We start from the raw sequence: 21,754 nt of genomic DNA, 5'->3' as shown, positions 1-21,754 counted from the left end.
CACCCTGGAGGCGCCGAGGGTACACCCCCGGATCTGTCGGACGGGCCTCCATATGTCGTGACCTGAATCACCTGACCCTTAAGGGTGGGGCTTACCCCCCCCTGCCGAGGTGGGGGGAACCCAGTCGGTACTCGGGTGGTGGCGCCATGGCCGATCAAGGCACGTGATCCATAGGTTTCCTAGTGGTCGGGCGACGCATAGCCCGCCGCATCGACCTCACCCACCACAGACCGGAGACCGTCATGCCCTCGGCCGTCGGAACCCTGCCGGAACCCGCCACCAGGCCGACCTCCCCCGAAGGGGGAAGCGAGTTCACGCCCCTGCTGCGCGCCATCAAGGGGCAGGGCCTGCTGGAGCGACGCACCGGCTGGTACGTGCGCACCATCGTGGTCAACGCCCTCTGCCTGGGCGCCGTCGTCACGGGCATGGCCCTCCTCGGCGGCTCGTGGTGGGTGCTCGCCCTCGCACCGGTCCTCGCGATGCTGTGCGCACGCACCGCCTTCGTCGGACATGACGCGGGCCACGCCCAGATCACCGGGAACCGCTCGGTGAGTCGGCTGATCGGCCTGGTCCACGGCAACCTCCTGCTCGGCATGAGCTACTCCTGGTGGAACGACAAGCACAACCGGCACCACGCCAACCCGAACCACATCGAGAAGGACCCCGACGTCGCCGCCGACGTACTCGTCTTCACCAGCAAACAGGCCGCCACGCGCGCGGGGTTCCGCGGCTGGCTCACCCGCCACCAGGCCTGGCTCTTCTTCCCGCTCACCCTGCTCGAAGGCATCGCCCTCAAGGTGTCCGGATTCCAGGACCTGCGCCGCCAGAGCGGCCGCGAACGTCTCGTGGAGGGCGCGTTCCTGATCGCGCACGTGGTCGGCTACCTCACGCTGCTCCTCACCACCATGCCGATCGGCCACGCACTCGTCTTCGCCGCGCTCCACCAGGCCCTGTTCGGGCTGCATCTGGGTATGGCGTTCGCCCCCAACCACAAGGGCATGGAGATGCCGGACCCGGACGGCGACAAGTGGGGCCACCTGCGCCGCCAGGTCCTTACCTCGCGCAACATCAAGGGCGGCCCACTGACCGACTGGTTCCTCGGTGGCCTCAACTACCAGATCGAGCACCACCTGTTCCCGAGCATGCCCCGCCCCCACCTGCGCCTCGCCCAACCCATGGTGAAGGCCCACTGCCGCGGGCTCGGCATCCCCTTCGTGGAGACAGGGCTTGTCGACTCCTACCGCCAGGCACTGCGCCACATGTATGAAGTGGGAGAGCCGCTGCGGGCCGACATCTGAGGACCCCCCGTCGTGTGCGACGGCGTGAAATCAGGGATGTCTCAGGGTCAGGCGACGGAACTGCGGGCGACGTGGGCCCGTTTCTCACAGCAGAGGCGGGTCCGCTCCACTCAGGCGAGGGCGGGCCGCCCCGAAGGAGGCCACACACATGTCGAAGAACGCGAAGATCGCCGCGGGAGGTGTGGCGGTCGGCATCATCCTGCTGATCTGGCTGCCCTGGTGGGCGGCCCTGCTCATCGTGCTGGGCGCGCCCGCCGCCGCGTACCTGATGCTGGACCCCTCACAGCGGCGCAGGTTGCGCCGCGTCTCGCGCAAGGAACTGGGCCGCTGAGGGGACCTTGTGACGGTCGGAGCCGTGCGGGGCGCGAGCGTCCCGTGCGGCTCCGGCGGTTCACGTAGGGCGGACGGCCATCTTGTCGAGTGCTTCGAGCAGGCTCGGCAGCTCCCGGCCGCGGCCGACCGGCAGCACCTCGCCCGGCTCGTCGTCGAGGAGCACGAAGGCGATGTCGTCGGTCCGCGCGACCATCGACCAGCCGGGACCGTCGGCGCGCAGCGTCCGCGCGTCGCCGGAGGCGAACGAGGAGCGCACGCGGCCCAGCGGCGGCGGCGCGTCCACGTACCCGCGTACCTCCGAGAGGACTCGCCGGATGCCCGGCTGGGATCCGCTCGGCCCGGCCTCCGCCGCGTCGCCCTCCTGAGGCGCCTCCGCGTCCTCCTCCGTGGCGAACTGGGAGTCGTCGAGCTGTTCCCGCCACACCGCCCACTGAAGGGCTATCTCGTCTGCCCCCAGACGTCGTTGGGCCGGCCCCCACGTCTCCGTGTCGGGCGGCGTCAGCGGCGGCGCGTCGGCGTACTCGGGGTCGGGCTCGGGATCGTGCGGCGCGGGGACGCCCGGGGCCGCGACGGCGAGCGCGAGCGGCCAGCCCGGCAGCGCGGCGACCATGCTGGCCTCATCGGGCGAGAGTTCGTACTCCATGCCGCAGTCCCACGACGCGATGGCGACGGCGACCAGCGACACGTCGTCGACCACGACGGTCCAGCGGGCGCCCTGTCCGTCCTGGCCGAGCACCAGGCCGTACCCATCGGCCAACGGTGCGAGCCCCAGGACCTCGCATGCCTCCGGGTAGTCGTCCCCGAGCACGCTCGGGAACTTCGCAGGCGTCAGCAACACCGCCGTCAGCACGTACAGCGCGTCGTCCCCTTCGACCGCTGCTTCGTCCACTCCGGCCACGCCAGCCTCCCCTGAACTTCGTTCCACCGGCGAGACCTTAGCCAGTGTCCGATGGTGCCGTACAGGGGGGTCCATGGTCGATGACCAGGAAAATCGGCAGCGGTTCAGCTCCTGTAGCCCTGCCGTGAGTAAAGTGTCGACATCCCGTGCCCGACGTGTGTGCCTCGCGAGCATGGGGCATCTGTGCCTCGCGCGTGTGGGGTCAGCCGGCGGGCAGTCCAAGGAGGCCGCGGGCGACGGTTCGTGGCGGCTCGTCGCGTTCCCGTGCGAGGGCGATGACGGCCCTGCAGGCCAACTCGTTGACCCCGAAGGCCAGGGCACTCGGCTCGACCCAGCCCGCCGCCTCGTCGGCACGCTCCTGGTCGTCCTCGACGCACCCCACCACGTAGGCGGCAGCCGCTTCGAAGAGATTGTGCGCACGCTCCCTCCTGCTCGGCGAGCCGCCGTCCTCGCGCCATGTCCTCCACGCCTTGCGGACCCGATCGATCATGGACGCCACCGTCCCCCTGCCCGTAACCGCCAACGTGTGTCGCGCAGTTGCGGCCATGGTGACAGACCAGGCCGCGGAGCGGATCCCGCGCGGTGGTGCTCGGTGGGCCCGGTTTTCCGGCCTTTGACCGTGACGCTCGGTCACATGAGCGCGCTCAGTCCTCCTCCCGTACCGCGAGTGCCAGGAAGCGCTCGTCCTCGTCGGCGTACGAGGTCATGCGCCAGCCGGCGGCGGCCAGCAGCGGGCGCAGATTGGGCTCGGCGCGCAGGTCGTCCGGCGTGAGCGCACGGCCGTGACGGGCGGCGAGGGCGGCCCGGCCGATCGGGTGGAAAAGTGCGAGCAGCCCGCCGGGGCGCACCACACGCGCCAACTCCCGCAGATTCGCGGCCGGTTGCGGCAAGTGCGAGATGAGCCCGGCACCGAACACCGCGTCCAGTACGCCGGTACGCAGCGGCAGCCGGGCCACGTCCGTGCGCAGCAACTGCCCCTCGGTGTCCCTACCCGCCCGTACGGCGCGCTCCAGCATGGCCGCTGTCAGATCGGCGCCCAGGACCACTCCGGAGGGCCCCACGGCCGCGCGCAGCGGCGACAGCGCCCGCCCCGTGCCGCAGCCCGCGTCGAGCACACGGCCTCCGGGACGCAGCCCCAACGCGGCCACCGCGGACGCGTAGGCCGGACCGTCGTCGGGGAAACGGGCGTCCCAGCCGGCGGCCCTTGCCGTGAAGAACTCCTGCACACGCGTGGCGTCATCGCTCATGCGCTCCATGATTGCGCAGCGCACTGACAGCGGCGCCCAGGCACGTCCTGTGACACGAGTGGGGGACACGGGATCGAAAGGTCCTCTTCTTCGTCGGAGACATCGCATGCACGTGCGGTGCGCATGTTCGACTCTCCGGCGACCGATCCGAACCGCATCTCCTCCGTATTCCAAAACCTTTCGGACTGCGCCCCTGTTGTACGCCCCCACCGGCATAGCGTCCCTGACCCATGGGACACCTGGACCACGCCACCTTCGGTTGGCTCACCCCCGTGCTGTCGTACGCGATGGCCTGCATCGGCGCCGCGCTCGGACTGCGCTGCACCGTGCGTGCCCTGAACACCACGGGGCGCGCTCGGCGCAACTGGCTGCTCACCGCCGCCTCCGCCATCGGCACCGGCATCTGGACCATGCACTTCGTGGCGATGCTCGGCTTCACCGTCACCGGCACCGAGATCCGCTACAACGTTCCGCTGACGATCCTCAGCCTGGTCGTCGCGGTGACCGTCGTCGGCGTCGGCGTCTTCGCGGTCGGCCATCACGGCGAGCGCGGGCGCGCGCTGGTCCTGGGCGGCCTCACGACGGGCCTCGGCGTGGCCAGCATGCACTACCTGGGGATGGCGGCCCTGCGCCTGCACGGGCAGGTCGGCTACGACCCGCTGCTGGTCGCCCTCTCCGTGGTGATCGCCGTCGTCGCGGCGACCGCCGCATTGTGGGCCGCCCTCAACATCAAGTCGCCGGGCGCCGTCGCGGTCGCCTCCCTCGTCATGGGCGGCGCCGTGAGCAGCATGCACTACACCGGGATGATGGCGGTGAGCGTGCGGGTGAGCCCCTCCACGGCGGAGATCGCCGGGGCCACGCCGATGCAGTTCATCTTCCCGCTGGCCGTGGGGCTCGGCTCCTACCTCTTCTTGACCTCGGCGTTCGTCGCGCTGTCCCCGACCGCGGACGAGAGGGAGGCTTCCACGTCGGCGCAGCGCCCGCTGGAGCACCAGACTCCCTGACCCACCGCACCGCCACCGGCCCGGCACCAGTAGCGCGAAGGTGCCCCGACCCCGATCGAGGAGGCCATGCGCCCGCCCCGCAGAACCCCCGGCTCCGGCCCCGTGCACGAGAGTTCGGCCCCCGCGCGCGGACGGCGTGCGCACGCCGGGCTGCCCGCAAACGAAGACGTCCTGGAGGAGCCGGAGCCCCGCAGGCCGCCCCCCGCGCGCGCGGGAACCGTGAATCTGCGTCCGCGTACGGTCCGGGCGAAAATCATCTGCCTCCTGATGGTGCCCGTCGTCTCGCTGATCGCCCTGTGGGGCTTCGCCACCGTGAGCACCGCCCAGGACATCGCGCGGCTGCGGCAGTTGCAGCGGGTCGACGAGGCGGTGCGCGCACCCGTGGGCGCGTCCGTGGCCGCCCTGCAGGCCGAACGCACCGCAGCCGTCTCCTACGCCACCGAGCCCACCGCGGGCCGCGGCGACGACTTCACGAGGCGTGCGGCCGCCACGGACCGCGCCGTCTCGGCCCTGCGCATCGGCAAGGACGGCACGGTCGCTGACGGAGCGGACCTCCCGCGTGCGGTGGCCGGCCGGCTGGAGTCGTTCGTCGCCGGCGTCGAGCACCTAAGTAGCGTGCGCAAGGCCGTGCGAGATCGGCGCACCGGCTGGGACGACGCATACGGGCAGTACACCAGGACCGTCGACAGCGCCTTCGCGGTCAGCGGTTCACTCACCGGCATCCAGGACTCCGAACTCGGCTCCGACGCGCGCGTGCTCCTGGAGTTCGGCCGCTCCGGCGAGATGCTCGCCCGGGAGAACGCGGTGCTCGTCGGCGCACGCCTGGCCGGTTCCCTGGACGGCCAGCGCCTGCGGCTGTTCACCGGGGCGGTGGAGACCCGCAAGAACCTGATCGGCACGGCCGCGAGCGACCTGCGCGGGCCCGAACGAGCCGCCTGGAAGCGCCTGGCGGCAGGCCGCGCCTACGGCGACGTGCGCGCCGTCGAGGACCGCACCCTCATCGCGGAACCGGGCGGGAAGGCGCTCGCCGCCGCGTCCGCCGGCTCCTGGAACACGGCGTACGCGACCGTACAGGGCCGCATGCGTGCCATCGAGGCGGACGCCGCACGCGACGCCGCGGTCCGCGCGGACCCGCTCACCCGCGGACTGCTCACTCCGGCGGGAGCGGCCGTCCTGCTCGGACTCGTCGCCGTGGCGGCCTCACTGGTGATCTCCGTGCGCATCGGCCGCGGCCTCGTCGTCGAACTGGTCAGCCTGCGCAACACCGCACTGGAGATCGCCCGCCGCAAACTGCCCGACACCATGCGCAGGTTGCGGGCCGGTGACGAGATCGACGTGGCGGCCGAAGCCCCCGAGGGTCCGCCCGCGGAGGACGAGACGGGCCAGGTGTCCGAGGCGCTCACCACCGTGCACCGCGCGGCCCTGTACGCCGCTGTGGAGCGCGCCGAACTCGCCAGCGGCATCTCCGGGGTCTTCGTCAACCTCGCCCGCCGCAGCCAGGTCCTCGTCCACCGTCAACTCGGTCTCCTGGACAGCATGGAGCGCCGCGCCGACGACCCGAGCGAACTCGGCGACCTGTTCCGGCTCGATCACCTCACCACAAGGATGCGCCGCCACGCGGAGAGCCTGATCATCCTCTCCGGAGCGGCGCCGGGTCGCGCCTGGCGACAGCCCGTCCCGCTGACGAACGTCGTACGGGCCGCGGTCTCCGAGATCGAGGACTACGCGCGCGTGGAGGTGCGCCACCTCTCCGCCGCCCAAGTGTCCGGCGCCGCCGTCGCGGACCTCACCCACCTGGTGGCCGAACTCGTCGAGAACGCCGCCCAGTTCTCGCCCCCGCACACCAAGGTGCGTATCAGTGGCGAGCCCGTCGGTAACGGGTACGCGATCGAGATCGAGGACCGCGGCCTCGGCATGGGCAAGGAGACCCTCGCCGAGGCCAATCAGCGCATCGGGCACTCGGAAGCCCTCGACCTGTTCGACAGCGACCAGCTCGGCCTCTTCGTGGTCAGCAGACTCGCCAAACGCCACGACATCAAGGTGCACCTGCGAACGTCTCCATACGGGGGCACCACCGCCGTCGTCCTCCTGCCCACTCCCTTGCTGCACAAGGACGGCGAGATCGGGCCGAGCACCCAAGACGCGCACCAACTGTCCCAGGAAGAGCGCCGCTACGCGCGCGTGCCCGAGCCCGAAGCGGCACCGATGAACGACAGCCACCCCGTCCCCGCGCAGGTGCCCCGCCCGGCGCTCGCCCCCTCGGCGGAGACCGAGAGCCCCCGGCATCCGCCGGGCGTCACCGCGCTGCGCCTGCGCACTCCGCCGGAGCCCGCGCATCCAGAACATCCCGAACACCCCGGCAACGATTCGGCCGCACCCCCCGACGGCCTCCCGCGCCGCATACGTCAGGCCAGCCTCGCGCCCCAACTGCGCGAGCGGCCGACCGAACCGACGCCCCCTGCGCGCGTACCCGCACCGGACGAGCGCACCCCCGAACAGGTCCGGGCCCGGATGGCCTCCTTCCGGGACGGCTGGGCCAGAGGCGGTGGCCGCCCGCCCGGCCCCGACACCCATGAAGGAGATCCCGCATGATCAAGGAATCGAGTACCACGGGCACGGCCCATGGTTCCGGTGAACTCGACTGGCTCCTTGATGACTTGGTGCTTCGAGTGCCCGAACTGCGGCATGCCGTGATCCTCTCCAACGACGGGCTCGCCGTCGGCGCCTCCAGCGGCCTGCGCAGGGAGGACGCCGAACACCTCTCGGCCGTCGCCTCCGGCTTCAACAGTCTCGCCAAGGGCACGGGGCGGCACTTCGGTGCGGGCGGGGTGCGGCAGACCATGGTCGAGATGGATGAAGGTTTCCTCTTCGTTGCGGCCGCAGGCGACGGTTCCTGCCTCGCTGTCCTGAGCACCGGCACCGCCGATATCGGCCTCGTCGCCTACGAGATGGCTCGCCTGGTCAAGAGGGTCGGCGAACACCTCTACACGGCCCCGAGAGCCGCCGGGCAGCCGCCCACCGCGAGTTGACGGGCACGGTCGGCGACATGAACGACAACGACCCCGGAAGCCAGTGGTTCGACCAAGAGGCCGGGCCCCTGGTCCGCCCCTACGCGATGACCGGTGGACGCACCGCGCCGGGGCCACAGGGAGCACACTTCGACCTGATCGCCCTGGTGACGCTCGACACCGCGGCGCCAGGCGCCCACGAAGACACCGGCCTCGGTCCCGAGCACAGGTCGATCATCGACCTGTGCCGCACGGAGACCCAGACGGTCGCCGAACTGGCCGCGGGCACCGATGTGCCCGTGGGCGTGGTCCGTGTGCTCCTCGGCGACCTGCTTGAACTGGCCTGCGTGAAGGTCAGCAGGCCGGTGCCGCCGGCACAGCTACCTGACGAGAAGATCCTGAGAGAAGTCATCGATGGACTCAGAGCACTCTGACACCACGGCCGAAGGGCCCACCGCCGCCCTGGCCCTGAAGATACTGGTCGCGGGCGGATTCGGAGTGGGCAAGACCACCCTGGTCGGCGCGGTCAGCGAGATCAGGCCGCTGCGCACCGAGGAGCGCCTGAGCGAACTGGGCCAGCACGTGGACGACACCGGGGCGGTCGAACGCAAAACCACCACGACCGTCGCCATGGACTTCGGCCGCATCACCATCAGGTCAGGCCTGTCGCTCTACCTGTTCGGCACGCCGGGCCAGGACCGCTTCTGGTTCCTCTGGGACGAGCTCTCGCAGGGCGCGCTCGGCGCCGTGGTCCTCGCGGACACGCGGCGGCTCGAGGACTGCTTCCCCGCCGTGGACTACTTCGAGCACCGGCACATCCCGTTCGTCGTGGCGGTGAACTGCTTCGCGGACAGCAGGGCCTTCGGGGCGCAGGACGTGGCCCGCGCCCTGGACCTCGACCGCGGGACCCCCGTGGTGCTGTGCGACGCGCGTGACCGTGACTCGGGGAAGGAGGTACTGATCAGACTGGTCGAGTACGCCGGGCGCATGCACTCCGCCCGGCTGCTCGACTCCGTGGGCTGAGGCTCGTGGCCGGCCCGTTCAGCCGGTCATGTCGCCCAGCGCCACGACCTTCTCGACCCGTACGCGGACGACGAGTTCACCCGGCACCGCGTTGCGCCGGCCGAACTCCTCGGCGCGGTCCGCACCCATGTAGCGGCCGCCGATCCTGGTGGCCGAATCCAGCAGTTCGTCCGGGTCCTCGCTGAGTTCGGCGCGGCCCTGGATCGACACGAACGAGAACGGGGGCCGCTCGTCGTCGACGCAGAGGGCGACCCGCTCGTCCCGGGCCAGATTGCGGCCCTTGACCGTGTCCTTGTTGGTGTTGAACACGATGTCGTCGCCGTCGAGAACGAACCAGACGGGCGCGATGTGCGGGCTGCCGTCGGCTCGCACAGTGGACAACTTGGCGGTGTGAGTGCCCTCGGAGACGAAGGCCTTCCATTGCTCATCGGTCATCTTGTGTGCCATGCGCCCATCCTCCTTGCCCGGATGCCCAGGGTGGGGAAGGCTTGCGAGTGAGATCCTCCGGGCAGGGGAGCGGATCCCCTCCGGGGCGGGGAGCCACAGGGAAGCGGGGACAGGGGATCATGGGGCAGCAGTACGAAGGACTGGGTTGGCTGCTGGACGACCTGACGCAGCGCGTCGAACATGTGCGGCACGCTCTGGTCCTGTCCAACGACGGCCTGGTGACAGGGGCGAGCACGGGCCTGCGCCGCGAGGACGCCGAGCACCTCGCCGCTGTCTCGTCCGGACTGCACAGCCTCGCCAAGGGCTCCGGCCGGTACTTCGGCACCGGCGGAGTGCGCCAGACGATGATCGAGTTCGACGACGCGGTGCTGTTCGTCACCGCGGCGGGCGAGGGCAGCTGCCTCTGCGTGCTCAGCGCGGCCGAGGCGGACATCGGGCAGGTCGCGTACGAAATGACGCTGTTGGTGCACCGGGTCGGCGAACACCTCACCGTCGACGTGCGCAATCCGGACCGGGGTCCACTCGCGGACCTCTGACCTGCGTTAACTCGCGGTCCGGCGGGGTTATCCACAGGCTCGCACGGGGTCGGGTGATCCGGGCTACGGTTCTCTCGAGCGGTCACGGAGAGTGACCGCGTCTGATTCGCAGACGGGGGAGAACCATCGTGCAAGGCGACATCATGACCAGGCCCCAGAGCAGCGCGGCGCGAGAACTGGGGCTGAAACGCGGCGAGTTCGACCTGGCCGTCCGGTTGGGCCGCATCCGAACCGTCCCGGCTCCGGGCGGCGGCCGACGCCGCGTCCCGCGCGAGGAGATCGACCGCATCCGTGCGGCCGAGGGATTCCCGAACACACTGCTCGATCAGGTCAGGGTGGTGGGCACGACAGAGGGTGCCGAGCTCATGGACATCCCGTCGACCCGTTTCACCAGGCTGGCTCGCGCCGGGATGCTGACGCCCGCGAAGTTCTACGTCAACCGGTACCGGACGGTGGTGTGGCTGTACCTCGCCCAGGAGCTACGGGAGTTCGCGGGGGCCGAGGTCAACGGGCCGCTCCTGACGGGGCGGGCGCCCGACAGGGTGCGTGCCAGGCTGCGGGCCGGCGCCGATCTGCGGCCGAAGAACTGGCGGGCCAGGCACGCCGGGTATCTGCTCGGGCAGGCCGACGGCCCGTGGGAACGAGCGGCGGCCGTCGCCACACTCCTGGACCCGGCGCATCTCGCGGAACTCGTCGCGAGCCCGTACGAGCGGGCCCATCTGCAGCGGCTGCGGCCGGACGAATTCTGGTACGGAGCACCGGAGTCGCCGAACGCCGCGATCGTCCAGCGCATCCTGACCGCCGACGACCCGGACGAGATCAGTTGGCTGCGCGGGAACCTGCTGCTCAACCTGGAGGAGGCTCGCAGGCGGCGCCCGGCCCCACGGCCCGCCGGCCACATGGAGCCCCCGGCGGCCCTGCCGGAAACGTCGCCGGAGCCCATGGCCGAACCCCCGGAGGCGAGGCCGCGGAGCCTGTGGGCCCGCCTCACCGGAAGAGGAGACTGAACCGCCGCGCGGCCCCGCCGGTTCGACCGCCCTGCACGAACCCGAGCCGGCCTCGCCTCCGGTCAGCCCTCGAGCTTGCGGAACAGCCCTTCCTGGACCACGGAGACCAGCAGGCGGCCCTCCGTGTCGTAGATGCGGCCACGGGCAAGGCCGCGGCCGCCCGTCGCGATCGGCGACTCCTGGTCGTACAGGAACCACTCATCGGCACGGAAAGGACGGTGGAACCACATGGCGTGGTCGAGCGATGCCATGTCGAAGCCGCGCGGGCCCCACAGCGGTTCGATCGGCAGACGCACCGCGTCGAGCAGCGTCATATCGCTCGCGTAGGTGAGCGCGCAGGTGTGCACGAGCGGATCGTCGCCGAGGGGGCCCACGGCACGCATCCACACCGCGCTGCGCGGCTCGGCCGCCTCGATGTCCTCGGGCGACCAGCGCAGCCGGTCGACATAGCGGATGTCGAAGGGCTGCCGGCGGGCCATCCGCTCCAGGGCATCGGGCAGCGCGCCCAGATGGCCCCGCACCTCGTCGGCGATCGTCGGCAGCGAATCCGGGTCCGGCACCTGCCGGGCCGGCGGCAACTGGTGCTCGAAGGCACCCTCTTCGGGCTTGTGGAAGGAGGCGGTGAGATTGAAGATCGTGCGGCCCTGCTGCACGGCGGTGACACGTCGCGTGGTGAACGAGCGCCCGTCGCGCATCCGCTCGACCTGGTACACGATCGGCACGCCGGGGCGGCCCGGACGGATGAAGTACGCGTGCAGCGAATGCACGGGGCGGTCGCCCTCGGTGGTGCGTCCCGCAGCCACCAGGGCCTGGCCCGCCACCTGCCCGCCGAAGACGCGCTGGAGGGACTCGTCCGGGCTGAGTCCGCGGAAGATGTTGACCTCGATCTGCTCCAGGTCGAGCAGGTCGACGAGCTTCTCCGCAGGATTCGTCATGGGGTGTTCTCTCTCGTGTGTGCGACCGGAGGACTCCGGTGCAGGGGCGCGGCCGGAACCTACCGTCCGACCGTCCTTGGATCTACAACTGGCCGACGTCCGTGACCCGGACGACGGCACGGCCCTCGGCGTCGGAGGCCGCGAGGTCGACCTCGGCGCTGATGCCCCAGTCGTGGTCGCCGTTGGGGTCCGCGAAGGTCTGGCGCACCTTCCACAGCCCGTGCTCCGGGTCCTCCTCGATCATGAGCAGCTTGGGGCCGCGCGCGTCGGGGCCGGTACCGAGGTCCTCGTACTCGTCCCAGTACTTGTCCATCGCGTCGCCCCAGGCATCCGCGGTCCAGCCCGATTCGCCGTCCAACTCGCCGAGTTCCTCGACGTTGTCGAGCGCCGCGAGTTCGACGCGGCGGAACATGGCGTTACGGACGAGGACCCGGAACGCGCGCCCGTTCGCCGTGACCGGCTTGACCTGGTCGGCCTTCTCCTGGGCTTCCTCGGCGGTCATCTCACCCGGGTTGGCGAGCTGCTCCCACTCGTCCAGAAGGCTGGAGTCGACCTGGCGCACCATCTCGCCGAGCCAGGCGATCAGGTCCTCCAGGTCCTCCGACTTCAGGTCGTCGGGCACCGTGTGGTCGAGCGTCTTGTACGCGCTCGCCAGGTAGCGCAGGACGATCCCCTCGACGCGGGCGAGTTCGTAGTGGGACACGAACTCCGTGAAGGTCATGGCGCGTTCGTACATGTCGCGGATCACGGACTTCGGCGACAGCGGGTGATCGCCGACCCACGGGTGGCTCTGCCGGTACGTGTCGTAGGCGTGGAAGAGCAGCTCTTCCAGAGGCTTCGGGTACGAGATGTCCTGGAGGCGCTCCATGCGGTCCTCGTACTCGACCCCGTCCGCCTTCATCAGCGCCACGGCCTCGCCGCGCGCCTTGTTCTGCTGGGCGTGCAGGATCTGCCGCGGGTCGTCGAGCGTGGACTCCACGACGGACACCATGTCCAGGGCGTACGAGGGCGACTCCTGGTCGAGCAGGTCGAACGAGGCGAGGGCGAACGTCGACAGCGGCTGGTTGAGCGCGAAGTCCTGCTGCAGGTCGACGGTCAGGCGCACGATGCGGCCGGTCGGATCCGGTGTGTCCAGCTTCTCGACGATGCCGCCGTCCAGAAGCGAGCGGTAGATCGCGATGGCCCGGCGGATGTGCCGCAGCTGCGCCTTGCGCGGCTCGTGATTGTCCTCGAGGAGGTGGCGCATCGCGTCGAAGGCATTGCCCGGACGGGCGATGACCGACAGGAGCATCGTGTGCGTGACACGGAAGCGCGAGATGAGCGGCTCCGGCTCGGAGCCGATCAGCTTCTCGAAGGTGCTCTCCGACCAGGCGACGAAGCCATCGGGAGCCTTCTTACGGACGACCTTGCGGCGCTTCTTGGCGTCGTCGCCCGCCTTCGCGAGGGCCTTCTCGTTCTCGATGACGTGCTCCGGAGCCTGCGCCACGACGAGGCCGGCCGTGTCGAATCCGGCGCGGCCCGCACGGCCCGCGATCTGGTGGAACTCCCGTGCGCGCAGAGTCCGCACGCGCGTGCCGTCGTACTTGGTGAGGGCGGTGAACAACACCGTGCGGATGGGCACGTTGACGCCGACGCCGAGGGTGTCGGTGCCGCAGATGACCTTCAACAGGCCAGCCTGGGCGAGCTTTTCCACCAGGCGGCGGTACTTCGGCAGCATGCCGGCGTGGTGCACACCGATGCCATGGCGTACGTAACGGGACAGGTTGCGGCCGAACTTGGTGGTGAACCGGAAGTTGCCGATCAGCTCGGCGATCTGGTCCTTCTCCGCGCGCGTGCACATGTTGATGCTCATCAGCGACTGCGCGCGCTCGACCGCCTGCGCCTGCGTGAAGTGCACGATGTAGACGGGCGCCTGTTTGGTCTCCAGGAGCTCGGTGAGCGTCTCGGTGATCGGCGTGAGCCGGTACTCGTAGGAGAGCGGCACGGGGCGCGTGGCCGAGCGGACCACGGACGTGGTCCTGCCGGTGCGGCGCGTGAGGTCCTTCTCGAACATGGCGACGTCGCCGAGCGTCGCCGACATCAGGATGAACTGCGCCTGCGGCAGCTCGAGCAGCGGAATCTGCCAGGCCCAGCCGCGGTCCCCCTCCGCGTAGAAGTGGAACTCGTCCATCACGACCTGGCCGATGTCGGCCTGCGCGCCGTCGCGCAGCGCGATGGAGGCGAGGACCTCGGCGGTGCAGCAGATGACGGGCGCGTCCGCGTTCACGGAGGCGTCGCCGGTCAGCATGCCGACGTTCTCCGTACCGAAGAGCTTGCACAGCTCGAAGAACTTCTCCGACACCAGCGCCTTGATCGGTGCCGTGTAGAAGGTGACCTCGTCCCGTGCGAGCGCGGCGAAGTGCGCTCCGGCGGCGATCATGGACTTGCCGGACCCGGTAGGCGTCGAAACGATCACGTTCGCGCCGGACACCACCTCGATCAGCGCCTCTTCCTGGTGGGGATAGAGGGTGAGCCCACGCTCCTGGGACCACGACTCGAAGGCGTCGTAGAGGGCGTCCGGGTCCGGGGTCTTCGGGAGCTGATCGATAAGGGTCACGGCACCATCTTGCCTGCCTTCCGGCTCGATCCGGCAATCGGATGTCCGAGCGAAGATCACGAAGGCTACGCTGGGTCGCCGACGGGGCGTCAGCACGCGCGGGGCCCTCACGGGCCAACTCGGCGCAGCAATAAGCGACATGTCGGCACATCGCGTGCGGCCGACACAACAGAAACAGGGGCGGAACACAGCCATGATGGGACCGGCACACTCGCTGTCAGGAGCGGCGGCCTGGCTGGGGGTGGGGGCGGCCACAACGGCGGCCGGGTACCCGATGCCATGGCCGGTCCTCCTCGTCGGAGCGCTGATCTGCGCGGGCGCCGCGCTCGCGCCCGACCTCGACCACAAGTCGGCGACCATTTCGCGCGCCTTCGGCCCGATCTCACACGCCCTCTGCGAAATCGTCGACAAACTCTCGTACGGCGTCTACAAGGCCACCCGGTCGACGGCCGACCCGCGCCGCTCCGGCGGCCACCGCACGCTCACCCACACGTGGCTGTGGGCGGTCCTGATCGGGGCGGGCGCCTCGGCCCTGGCAATCTTCTGCGGCCGCTGGGCCGTCCTCGGGATCCTCTTCGTGCACATGGTGCTCGCCATCGAGGGACTGCTGTGGCGGGCGGCACGCGGCTCCAGCAGCGACATCCTCGTATGGCTGCTCGCGGCGACCAGCGCGTGGATACTCGCGGGGATCCTGGACCAGCCCGGCAACGGTTCGGACTGGCTGTTCACGGACCCCGGCCAGGAGTACCTGTGGCTGGGCCTGCCGATCGTGCTCGGTGCGCTGGTGCACGACATCGGGGACGCCCTCACCGTCTCGGGCTGCCCGATCCTGTGGCCCATCCCGATCGGCCGCAAGCGCTGGTACCCCATCGGACCGCCGAAGCTGATGCGGTTCCGGGCCGGCAGCTGGATCGAGCTGAAGGTGCTCATGCCGGTGTTCATGCTGGCCGGCGGCGTGGGGTGCGCGGCCGCGCTGAACTTCATCTGACCGAAGGCCGGCCCGCGCACGGCCGGCCGTCAGCCGCCCAGGTCGGCGGACGACCAGACCCGGCCGGAGTCGTCCACCAGGTCGACCCGGTCGATCGAGCTCGCCGCTCCGTGGGCGATCCAGGTGGCCGCTCGGACGACGGCAGCCACCAGTGGCCCGCGTCGCGGACGGAGCCGTCCTTCAGCAGGAGCCGGCACGTGCAACGGCTATTGAGGCGACGCCGGTCGGAAGCCATCCCGAAGAGAGGGCTCCCGACCGCCACCGTCCACACGCCGGCCGCTCACACGTCAGCCGTCCGCACGTCAGCCGTGCCAGGACCGCCACAGTGCCGCGTACGCGCCGTCGGCCGCGACCAGGTCGTCGTGGCTGCCGAGCTCGCGGATCCGGCCGTCCTCGACCACGGCGATCACGTCCGCGTCGTGCGCGGTGTGCAGCCGGTGCGCGATGGCCACGACCGTGCGGCCGTCGAGCACCCGGCCGAGCGAGCGCTCCAGATTGCGGGCCGCGCGCGGGTCGAGCAGCGAGGTCGCCTCGTCGAGGACCAGCGTGTGCGGGTCGGCAAGGACCAGCCGGGCCAGCGCGATCTGCTGGGCCTGCGCCGGGGTGAGGGCGACCCCGCCGGAGCCGACCTCCGTGTCGAGGCCGTCGGCGAGGCCATCGGCCCACCCCTCGGCGTCGACCGCGCCGAGGGCGGCCCACAGCTCCGCGTCCGCTGCGCCGGTCCGGGCCAGCCGGAGGTTGTCGCGCAGGGAGCCCACGAAGACGTGGTGCTCCTGGTTGACCAGAGCCACATGAGAGCGCACCCGTTCGGCCTGCATCCGGGAGAGTTCCGCGCCGCCCAACGTGACCTGCCCGGTGCGCGGCGCGTAGATCCCGGCGAGCAGCCGCCCGAGCGTCGACTTGCCCGCGCCCGAGGGGCCGACCAGGGCGAGCCGTGTGCCGGGCGCGACCTCGAGGGACACCTTGCGCAGTACGTCGACGCCCTCGCGGTAGCCGAAGTGCACCGCGTCGGCCTGGACGGCGCGGCCGTCGGGCCGGACGGAGGCGTCGCCCGCTTCCGGCTCGATGTCCCGTACGCCGACGAGCCGGGCCAGCGACACCTGAGCGACCTGAAGCTCGTCGTACCAGCGCAGGATCAGGCCGATCGGATCCACCAGCATCTGCGCGATGAGCGCACTCGTGGTCAGCTGCCCCACGCCGATCCAGCCCTGGAGGACGAAGACACCGCCGACCACGAGCACCGACAGCAGCACCAGGACGTGCACGGTGTTGATCACCGGGAAGAGCACGGAGCGCAGATACAGGGTGTAGCGCTCCCACGAGGTCCACTCCTTGACGCGCTGCTCCGACAGCTCAATGCGGCGGTCACCGAGCCGGTGCGCCTCGATGGTGCGCCCGGCGTCCACGGTCTCGGCGAGCGCGGCGGCGACGGCCGCGTACCCGGCGGCCTCCGAGCGGTACGCGGACGGCGCCCGCTTGAAGTACCAGCGGCAGCCGAGCACCAGGACCGGCACCGCGATGAGCAGCGCGGGAGCCAGCGGCGGCGCGGTCACCGCGAGACCGCCGATGAGCAGCGCCGCCCACACGACACCGATGGACAGCTGTGGCACCGCCTCCCGCATCGCGTTCCCGAGCCGGTCGATGTCCGTGGTGATCCGGGACAGCAGGTCGCCCGTGCCCGCCCGCTCCAGGACGCCGGGAGGCAGGCCCACGGACCGCACCAGGAAGTCCTCCCGCAGATCCGCCAGCATCCGCTCGCCGAGCATCGCCCCGCGCAGCCGCACCTGTCGGATGAACACGGCCTGGATCACCAGGGCGAGTACGAACAGGCCGATGGTGCGGGCCAGTTGGGGCCCTTCGAGGGAGTCGACGCCGCCCGGGTTCTCGGAGACGTCCTGGATCAGTCCGCCGAGCAGGTACGGGCCGGCCATCGACGCGACGACGGCGACCGTGTTCACGCCGATGAGCAGGAGGAACTCGCGCCGGTGGCGCTCGTACAGCTCGCGCACGTAGGCGCGGACCGTGGCCGGGGCGCCGACGGGCAGGGTGTTCGCCGTGGTGGGGGCCGCCGGGTCGTAGGCCGGGGGCGCTACGCCGATCATGCCGTCTCCTCGATGTTGATCTCGATATCGGTCCGGATGCCGGTCCCGGTACTGATTCCGGCCCCGGCCCCGGCTCCGGCTCCGGCCCTGATTCCGGTCCCGGCTCCGGGGGGTGCCTTCTCCTCGTCGGTCTCGCGGGTGACGACCGCGCGGTACCGGGGCTCGGTACGCACCAGTTCGCGGTGTTCGCCGACCGCGGCGACCTCGCCCTCGTGGACGAACACCACGCGGTCGGCGCGGTCGAGAACCAGCGGCGACGAGGTCAGCACCACGGTCGTGCGACCGCCCCGCAGCGCGCGCACGCCCTGGGCGATCCGGGCCTCGGTGTGCGAGTCGACGGCGGACGTCGGCTCGTCGAGCACCAGCGTCTCCGGGTCCGTGACCAGCGAGCGGGCCAGCGCGAGGCGCTGGCGCTGGCCGCCGGAGAGGGACCGGCCGCGTTCGGTGATGCGGGCGGCCATCGGGTCCTCGTCGCCGGCGCCCTGGGTGAGGGCGGCCAGCACGTCCGAGCACTGGGCGGCGTCCAGCGCGTCGTCGGGTGCGACGCCTCCGGAGGCCGGTACGTCGAGGAGTTCGGCGAGGGTGCCGGAGAGCAGCACCGGGTCCTTGTCCTGGACGAGCACGGCCGTCCGCGCGACATCCAGCGGCAGTTCGTCGAGCGGCACGCCGTCGAGCAGGACGGACGGTGCCACCTCGCCCGCGCCGTCGTCGGTGGCGGAAGCGGGGTGCCCGCCGAGCCGCTCGGCGAGGCGCCCCGCCAGGTCCGGGTCGCCGCAGACCACGGCGGTGAGCCGCCCCGCGGGAGCCAGTACGCCGGTCGCGGGGTCGTACAGGTCGCCGGTCGGCGCCTTCGCCTCGCGCAGCCCGCCCTCCGGTTCGGTGACGCGCTCCAGCGACAGCACCCGGGACGCGCGCTGCGCGGACGGCCGGGAGAACGAGTACGCCATGGCGATCTCCTCGAAGTGCCGCAGCGGGTAATTGAGGAGCATCACCCCGCTGTAGACGGTGACCAGTTCACCGACGGTGATCCGGCCCTCGCGCGCGAGGGCGACGCCGTACCAGACCAGCACGATCGTCAGCAGGCCCGGAAGGAGGACCTGGATCGCGGAGATCAGCGCCCACATGCGCGCGCTGCGCACGGCGGCCCGGCGCACGTCCTGCGAGGCGCGGCGGTAGCGGTCGAGGAACAGTTCCTCGCCGCCGATGCCGCGCAGCACGCGCAGGCCCGCGACGGTGTCCGAGGCGAGCTCGGTGGCATGGCCCGCCTTCTCCCGTTGATGGTCCGCGCGCCGGGTGGCGCGGGGGAGCAGGGGCAGCACGGCGAGCGCCAGGACCGGCATGCCGAGCGCGACGACGACACCGAGCGCGGGCTGGTAGATCAGGAGGCCCACGGCGGCGATGACGATGGTGAGCGCGGCGGCGGTGAAGCGGGACAGCGCCTCGACGAACCAGCCGATCTTCTCCACGTCACCGGTGGACACCGCGACGACCTCGCCCGCGGCGACCCGCCGGGTGAGGGCGGCGCCGAGCGTCGCGGTCTTGTGGGCGAGGAGCTGCTGGACGCGGGCGGCGGCGGTGATCCAGTTCGTGACGGACGTGCGGTGCAGCATCGTGTCACCGACCGCGACGCCGATGCCGAGCAGCACGATCAGTGCGCCGGCCTTGGCGAGACCGGAGCCGGAGCGGTCGACGACCGCCTGCACCGCGTAGCCGACGCCGTAGGCGAGGCCGGCGACGGAGACGAAGTGGATCAGGCCCCAGGCAAGGGACTTGGCCTGCCCACCGAGCTGGTTCCGGCCGAGCCAGAGCAGGAACCGGGGGCCCGAGCGTGCGTCCGGTACACCCGGGTCTGGATACGGAAGGTCGGAGATCTGCATGACGTCCCAGGGCTCGAAGCGGGGTGGATCGAAGAAGCGGACTCAAAGGCAGCAAACTTTGAAAGGTTCGCGTTTTTCGGCGAGACGAGGCAAACGGTTTTCCGGTGCCGGGCAAAGAATCGGACCGGATCGCCCGTCGTGATCGGAGTCGGTCCCGCGGTTCGCGACCTGTGGTGCGACCATGGAACCCATGCGGAGTGCGTGTGTGATCAGGGCGGGCGTCGCGATGGCGGCGTGCGGTGTCCTGCTGACGACGGTGGCCGCCTGCGGCGCCGACGGCGGCGACAGCGGGAAGAAGGCCACGGAGGGGGCGAACTCCTCGGGCGGCGAGTCCCAAGGCGCCGAGGCGCGCGCGGCGGACCTCAAGCGCATCCCGGGGGTGGGCGACCGCTACCAGAAGCAGATCCCGGCGAACGCTCGGCAGGTCGTCGCCGTGTACGGCGACGGCAAGGACGCGGCGGGCTCCACCCTGGCCCTCTACACCAAGTCCGGCGACACGTGGAAGAAGCAGCGCGGCTGGTCCGGGCACAACGGCAAGAGGGGCTGGACGACGAGCCACCACGAGGGCGACAACCGCAGCCCCGTCGGTGTCTTCACGCTCAGCGACGCCGGCGGCGTCCTGGCCGACCCGGGCGCCAAGCTGCCGTACACGCGGTCCGCGTCGTTCCAGGCCCCGCACTACTGGTCGAAGTCGCACTGGCACGACTTCGATTACGTCGTCGCCATCGACTACAACCGCGCCAAGGGCACGTCGCCCAACGACCCGACCCGGCCGCAGGGCCAGTCCAAGGGCGGCAGCATCTGGCTGCACATGGACCACGGCAGCGGCACCTCGGCGTGCGTGAGCCAGTCGAAGGGCGACATGGAGTACCTGCTCAAGACGCTCGACCCGAAGCAGCACCCGGTGGTCGTGATGGGCGACAAGGCCGAGCTCAAGGCGTGAACCGCGCCGGTCGGTGGGGGTACGGCCCGCACCCCCACCGCGCGCTCAGGCCTCGTTCGGCTTCTCGGAGTCCACACCGCCGCGCTTGTTGCGCCACTCGCCGCGCGTGAAGTCGGGGATCTGCTGCGGCGCACCGTTAGCCTTGATCGAGAGGTGGCTCAGCGGTACCGGCGACGTCCAGGTGGCGGCGTCGTACACATCGAAGTCGGGGACGAGCCCGAGGCGCATCGTCTGCATCAGGCGGAACACCATGATGTAGTCCATGCCGCCGTGTCCGCCCGGCGGATTGGCGTGCTCCTTCCACAGCCAGTGATCGTGGTCGGCGTACGCCGAGAAGTCGCCCCAGGCGTCGTCCTTGTGGTCGGGCTCGATGTAGATGCGCTCCGGGTAGTCCTCGAATACGCCCTTGGTGCCGCCGAGTTGGTTGATCCGCGAGTACGGGTGCGGAGTGGAGACGTCGTGCTCCAGGCGGATCACCCGCCCCTTCGCCGTCTGGACCAGGCTGATCGTGCGGTCCGACTCGATGTACGACTCCTTCCAACTCGGGTCGCCCTTGGGCATGTTGGCCGCGCGGTATTCGGCGAGTCCCAGAGAGGGCGTGCCGAAGCTGGAGATGTGGGTGACGCGGTCGCCGCGGTTGACGTCCATGTAGTTGGCGACCGGTCCGAAGCCGTGGTTCGGGTACAGGTCGCCGCGCAGCCGCGTATGCCACAGGCGGCGCCATGGGCCCTCGTAGTAGTCCGGGTCGAACATCAGGCTGCGCAGGTCGTGGTTGTACGCGCCTGCGCCGTGCAGGAGTTGGCCGAACTTGCCCGCGTGCGCCATCCGCAGGACGCGCATCTCGTTGCGGCCGTAGCAGCAGTTCTCCAACTGCATGCAGTGTCTGCGGGTGCGCTCGGAGAGGTTCACCAGCTCCCACAACTGGTCGAGTTGAAGCGCGATGGGACACTCGACGCCGATGTGCTTGCCGTTCAGCATCGCCGTCTTCGCCATCTCGAAGTGCCAGTCCCACGGCGTCGCCACGTACACGAAGTCGATGTCCCCGCGCTTGCAGAGGTTCTCGAAGTCGTGATCGCCCTTGGTGTACGTCGCCGGGGCCGGCTGGCCCGCGGCCGTCACCTTGGCCGCCGCCTTCTGCGTCTTGTCCTTCACCGGGTCGCACAGCGCCACGACCCGGACCCCGGGCATCGCGAGGAACAAGTCGATCATGCTGCCGCCGCGGTTGCCGAGGCCGACGATGCCGACCCGGACCGTGGAGCGCCGCTCGAACGGCACCCCGGCCATCGTCCGGCCCTCCCGTGCGGGAGCGCTCGCCTGTGCGGGTACGGAGGAGGGTTCGGCGGCGTGGGCGGCGCCGGTGCCGAACGCGGAGAGGCCGAGGCCGGCCCCCGCGACACCCGCGGTGCGCAGGACGTCGCGGCGCGAGTGACCGTCGGAAGGGGTGGCGTCCAGGGGCTGGTTGTCGTCGTCGTGCATCGGACCTCCAAGGCTGGTGGGTGCGGTGCCGGGCAA

General features: G+C 70.8%; 20 protein-coding genes. 11 read left to right on the top strand and 9 right to left on the bottom strand.

The genetic code is table 11. The features are described from left to right. Positions 1-242 precede the first annotated feature (242 nt). Both ABT004_RS03230 and ABT004_RS03225 read left to right on the top strand, forming a co-directional pair. Positions 243-1,298: a fatty acid desaturase family protein gene (locus ABT004_RS03230; RefSeq protein ID WP_351331101.1), complete on the top strand. Its 1,056-nt coding sequence runs from the start codon at positions 243-245 to the stop codon at positions 1,296-1,298. A 148-nt stretch (positions 1,299-1,446) separates the two neighbouring features. Continuing rightward, the gene (locus ABT004_RS03225; protein ID WP_326020142.1) at positions 1,447-1,629 is read left to right on the top strand and encodes a tail-anchor membrane protein; all 183 of its coding nucleotides are present in this window, start codon (positions 1,447-1,449) and stop codon (positions 1,627-1,629) included. Between the two features lie 60 nt (positions 1,630-1,689). On the opposite strand, the gene ABT004_RS03220 is transcribed toward ABT004_RS03225, so the two are convergent. From ABT004_RS03220 to ABT004_RS03210, 3 genes are all read right to left on the bottom strand, one after another. Continuing rightward, positions 1,690-2,529: a hypothetical protein gene (locus tag ABT004_RS03220; protein ID WP_351331100.1), complete on the bottom strand. Its 840-nt coding sequence runs from the start codon at positions 2,527-2,529 to the stop codon at positions 1,690-1,692. A gap of 202 nt (positions 2,530-2,731) precedes the next feature. Beyond that, complete coding sequence (locus tag ABT004_RS03215; protein WP_351331099.1) at positions 2,732-3,019, bottom strand: hypothetical protein; 288 nt, start codon at positions 3,017-3,019, stop codon at positions 2,732-2,734. Between the two features lie 154 nt (positions 3,020-3,173). Next, a complete protein-coding gene (locus tag ABT004_RS03210; protein ID WP_351331098.1) occupies positions 3,174-3,776 on the bottom strand; it encodes a class I SAM-dependent methyltransferase in 603 nt (200 codons plus the stop codon). 230 nt (positions 3,777-4,006) lie between these two features. Here ABT004_RS03210 and ABT004_RS03205 point away from each other — a divergent pair, with 230 nt between their 5' ends. The 5 genes from ABT004_RS03205 (at position 4,007) to ABT004_RS03185 (ending at position 8,811) form a co-directional block, all read left to right on the top strand. Then, positions 4,007-4,780 carry an MHYT domain-containing protein gene (locus ABT004_RS03205; RefSeq protein WP_351331097.1) on the top strand — a complete coding sequence of 258 codons (774 nt, stop codon included), beginning with the start codon at positions 4,007-4,009 and terminating at the stop codon, positions 4,778-4,780. 66 nt (positions 4,781-4,846) lie between these two features. After that, complete coding sequence (locus tag ABT004_RS03200) at positions 4,847-7,372, top strand: sensor histidine kinase (protein ID WP_351331096.1); 2,526 nt, start codon at positions 4,847-4,849, stop codon at positions 7,370-7,372. Further along, on the top strand, positions 7,369-7,809 hold the full coding sequence (locus ABT004_RS03195) for a roadblock/LC7 domain-containing protein (RefSeq protein WP_351331095.1): 441 nt from the start codon (positions 7,369-7,371) through the stop codon (positions 7,807-7,809). Before ABT004_RS03200 ends, ABT004_RS03195 begins: the two co-directional genes overlap by 4 nt. 17 nt (positions 7,810-7,826) lie before the next feature. Further along, complete coding sequence (locus ABT004_RS03190; protein WP_351331094.1) at positions 7,827-8,222, top strand: DUF742 domain-containing protein; 396 nt, start codon at positions 7,827-7,829, stop codon at positions 8,220-8,222. Next, a complete protein-coding gene (locus ABT004_RS03185) occupies positions 8,203-8,811 on the top strand; it encodes a GTP-binding protein (protein WP_351331093.1) in 609 nt (202 codons plus the stop codon). Before ABT004_RS03190 ends, ABT004_RS03185 begins: the two co-directional genes overlap by 20 nt. 18 nt (positions 8,812-8,829) lie before the next feature. Here the strand turns inward: ABT004_RS03185 and ABT004_RS03180 are convergent, their stop codons facing one another. Next, positions 8,830-9,258, bottom strand: coding sequence for a PPOX class F420-dependent oxidoreductase (locus tag ABT004_RS03180; RefSeq protein ID WP_351331092.1), 429 nt, complete (start codon positions 9,256-9,258; stop codon positions 8,830-8,832). Between the two features lie 119 nt (positions 9,259-9,377). Here ABT004_RS03180 and ABT004_RS03175 point away from each other — a divergent pair, with 119 nt between their 5' ends. After that, positions 9,378-9,794 carry a roadblock/LC7 domain-containing protein gene (locus ABT004_RS03175; protein WP_351331091.1) on the top strand — a complete coding sequence of 139 codons (417 nt, stop codon included), beginning with the start codon at positions 9,378-9,380 and terminating at the stop codon, positions 9,792-9,794. 143 nt (positions 9,795-9,937) lie between these two features. Continuing rightward, positions 9,938-10,801 carry a DUF6397 family protein gene (locus ABT004_RS03170; protein ID WP_351331090.1) on the top strand — a complete coding sequence of 288 codons (864 nt, stop codon included), beginning with the start codon at positions 9,938-9,940 and terminating at the stop codon, positions 10,799-10,801. Positions 10,802-10,863: 62 nt separating this feature from the next. Here the strand turns inward: ABT004_RS03170 and ABT004_RS03165 are convergent, their stop codons facing one another. After that, positions 10,864-11,736, bottom strand: coding sequence for an acyl-CoA thioesterase (locus ABT004_RS03165; protein WP_351331089.1), 873 nt, complete (start codon positions 11,734-11,736; stop codon positions 10,864-10,866). An 82-nt stretch (positions 11,737-11,818) separates the two neighbouring features. Next, positions 11,819-14,473 (bottom strand): DEAD/DEAH box helicase, encoded by a 2,655-nt coding sequence (locus ABT004_RS03160; RefSeq protein ID WP_351331088.1) that lies wholly within the window; start codon positions 14,471-14,473, stop codon positions 11,819-11,821. Between the two features lie 52 nt (positions 14,474-14,525). Here ABT004_RS03160 and ABT004_RS03155 point away from each other — a divergent pair, with 52 nt between their 5' ends. Further along, a complete protein-coding gene (locus ABT004_RS03155) occupies positions 14,526-15,320 on the top strand; it encodes a metal-dependent hydrolase (RefSeq protein ID WP_351331087.1) in 795 nt (264 codons plus the stop codon). Positions 15,321-15,622: 302 nt separating this feature from the next. On the opposite strand, the gene ABT004_RS03150 is transcribed toward ABT004_RS03155, so the two are convergent. Together ABT004_RS03150 and ABT004_RS03145 are read right to left on the bottom strand one after the other, a co-directional pair. Then, entirely contained in the window at positions 15,623-17,422 is a 1,800-nt protein-coding gene (locus tag ABT004_RS03150) for an ABC transporter ATP-binding protein (protein ID WP_351331086.1), read from the bottom strand. Continuing rightward, positions 17,419-19,299 carry an ABC transporter transmembrane domain-containing protein gene (locus ABT004_RS03145; RefSeq protein WP_351331085.1) on the bottom strand — a complete coding sequence of 627 codons (1,881 nt, stop codon included), beginning with the start codon at positions 19,297-19,299 and terminating at the stop codon, positions 17,419-17,421. The genes ABT004_RS03150 and ABT004_RS03145 overlap by 4 nt, the downstream gene beginning before the upstream one ends. A gap of 181 nt (positions 19,300-19,480) precedes the next feature. Between ABT004_RS03145 and ABT004_RS03140 the strand changes: the two genes are divergently transcribed. Continuing rightward, positions 19,481-20,242 (top strand): L,D-transpeptidase family protein, encoded by a 762-nt coding sequence (locus ABT004_RS03140; protein WP_351331084.1) that lies wholly within the window; start codon positions 19,481-19,483, stop codon positions 20,240-20,242. A gap of 45 nt (positions 20,243-20,287) precedes the next feature. On the opposite strand, the gene ABT004_RS03135 is transcribed toward ABT004_RS03140, so the two are convergent. Then, entirely contained in the window at positions 20,288-21,718 is a 1,431-nt protein-coding gene (locus ABT004_RS03135) for a Gfo/Idh/MocA family oxidoreductase (protein ID WP_351331083.1), read from the bottom strand. Positions 21,719-21,754 lie beyond the last annotated feature (36 nt).

This window comes from Streptomyces sp. NPDC002790 (genome assembly GCF_040295505.1).
GTDB lineage: Bacteria > Actinomycetota > Actinomycetes > Streptomycetales > Streptomycetaceae > Streptomyces.
This window is presented reverse-complemented; position numbering and strand designations above follow the sequence as displayed.

Coding starts and splice junctions, on each gene's coding strand:
- ABT004_RS03155 (WP_351331087.1), top strand. CDS start 14,526: ATGATGGGACCGGCACACTCGCTGTCAGGAGCGGCGGCCTGGCTGGGG.
- ABT004_RS03215 (WP_351331099.1), bottom strand. CDS start 3,019: ATGATCGATCGGGTCCGCAAGGCGTGGAGGACATGGCGCGAGGACGGC.
- ABT004_RS03200 (WP_351331096.1), top strand. CDS start 4,847: ATGCGCCCGCCCCGCAGAACCCCCGGCTCCGGCCCCGTGCACGAGAGT.
- ABT004_RS03180 (WP_351331092.1), bottom strand. CDS start 9,258: ATGGCACACAAGATGACCGATGAGCAATGGAAGGCCTTCGTCTCCGAG.
- ABT004_RS03145 (WP_351331085.1), bottom strand. CDS start 19,299: ATGCAGATCTCCGACCTTCCGTATCCAGACCCGGGTGTACCGGACGCA.
- ABT004_RS03190 (WP_351331094.1), top strand. CDS start 7,827: ATGAACGACAACGACCCCGGAAGCCAGTGGTTCGACCAAGAGGCCGGG.
- ABT004_RS03150 (WP_351331086.1), bottom strand. CDS start 17,422: ATGATCGGCGTAGCGCCCCCGGCCTACGACCCGGCGGCCCCCACCACG.
- ABT004_RS03170 (WP_351331090.1), top strand. CDS start 9,938: ATGACCAGGCCCCAGAGCAGCGCGGCGCGAGAACTGGGGCTGAAACGC.
- ABT004_RS03185 (WP_351331093.1), top strand. CDS start 8,203: ATGGACTCAGAGCACTCTGACACCACGGCCGAAGGGCCCACCGCCGCC.
- ABT004_RS03225 (WP_326020142.1), top strand. CDS start 1,447: ATGTCGAAGAACGCGAAGATCGCCGCGGGAGGTGTGGCGGTCGGCATC.
- ABT004_RS03140 (WP_351331084.1), top strand. CDS start 19,481: ATGGAACCCATGCGGAGTGCGTGTGTGATCAGGGCGGGCGTCGCGATG.
- ABT004_RS03165 (WP_351331089.1), bottom strand. CDS start 11,736: ATGACGAATCCTGCGGAGAAGCTCGTCGACCTGCTCGACCTGGAGCAG.
- ABT004_RS03205 (WP_351331097.1), top strand. CDS start 4,007: ATGGGACACCTGGACCACGCCACCTTCGGTTGGCTCACCCCCGTGCTG.
- ABT004_RS03175 (WP_351331091.1), top strand. CDS start 9,378: ATGGGGCAGCAGTACGAAGGACTGGGTTGGCTGCTGGACGACCTGACG.
- ABT004_RS03135 (WP_351331083.1), bottom strand. CDS start 21,718: ATGCACGACGACGACAACCAGCCCCTGGACGCCACCCCTTCCGACGGT.
- ABT004_RS03230 (WP_351331101.1), top strand. CDS start 243: ATGCCCTCGGCCGTCGGAACCCTGCCGGAACCCGCCACCAGGCCGACC.
- ABT004_RS03195 (WP_351331095.1), top strand. CDS start 7,369: ATGATCAAGGAATCGAGTACCACGGGCACGGCCCATGGTTCCGGTGAA.
- ABT004_RS03160 (WP_351331088.1), bottom strand. CDS start 14,473: ATGTCGCTTATTGCTGCGCCGAGTTGGCCCGTGAGGGCCCCGCGCGTG.
- ABT004_RS03210 (WP_351331098.1), bottom strand. CDS start 3,776: ATGAGCGATGACGCCACGCGTGTGCAGGAGTTCTTCACGGCAAGGGCC.